The 499-nt window shown below is 34.7% G+C and carries 1 protein-coding gene; it reads right to left on the bottom strand.

Annotation, left to right across the window (positions count from 1 at the left end):
- The coding region (locus tag AVBRAN12654_RS09410; RefSeq protein ID WP_442862328.1) for a flagellin N-terminal helical domain-containing protein at positions 1 to 499 on the bottom strand (499 nt) is incomplete at both ends.

Below are 499 nucleotides of genomic sequence, written 5' to 3'. Positions count from 1 at the left end.
TTATGCCCAGTCTCAAACCTAGTTAAACCAATCTTATCACTTGTAGTTGCCCCTATACTAGCCTTAACTGTCTCATTTGAATATGCACCAATTTGAAATTCTTTGTTTGAAAACGTTCCACTTAGAAGCTTTTGACCATTGAATGATGTAGTATTACCAATATTGTCTAATTCTTCCATAAGTCTTGAAATATCAGCTTGAAGTGAGCGTCTTGTTTCAGTTGTTTGACCATCTTGAGCTGATTGAATAGCTTTATTCTTAATTGTATCAAGTATTTTTATTTGCTCATCCATAGCCTTATCAGCTGTCTGAATTATACCAATAGCATCATTAGCATTCATAATAGCTTGACCAAGAGAACTTGCTTGACTTCTTAAACTATCAGCAATTGCCATACCTGAAGCATCATCAGCAGCAGAGTTAATTCTAAAACCTGAGTTTAACTTATTTAAAGAACTGTCAATTGATCTATTGTTCATAGATGCGTTTGCATGAGCGC

Origin of the sequence: Campylobacter sp. RM12654 (assembly GCF_020137585.1) — a bacterium.
GTDB lineage: Bacteria > Campylobacterota > Campylobacteria > Campylobacterales > Campylobacteraceae > Campylobacter_E.
This window is presented reverse-complemented; position numbering and strand designations above follow the sequence as displayed.